Consider the following 249-nt stretch of genomic DNA (forward strand, 5'->3'; position numbering starts at 1 on the left):
AAGGGAGAGAAGATATGAGCAAACTTATCCTTAATACGGACTGCATGTTGTATGAGATGAATGGACAGGCACTTTACAGCACACGTCAAGTTGCGCAGGAATTTAAGAAAAGGCACGATAACGTTCTGCAGTCATATGACGAAATGGTTGCTACAGCTCAAAAGAAGGATGAAGACGATCATGAAATAGCTGCCCTGAAAAATCAGGTGAGCTTGCGTTTCATTGAAGAAAACTTCTTCGAGCATAAAT

Annotated in this window: 1 pseudogene; it reads left to right on the plus strand. The window is 41.0% G+C overall.

Annotated elements, in window-relative coordinates:
- Window positions 1–14 precede the first annotated feature (14 nt).
- Window positions 15–249 (plus strand): annotated as a pseudogene (locus PPOP_RS15215) (Rha family transcriptional regulator); the annotation flags it as partial.

The organism is Paenibacillus popilliae ATCC 14706 (assembly GCF_000315235.1).
GTDB lineage: Bacteria > Bacillota > Bacilli > Paenibacillales > Paenibacillaceae > Paenibacillus_B > Paenibacillus_B popilliae.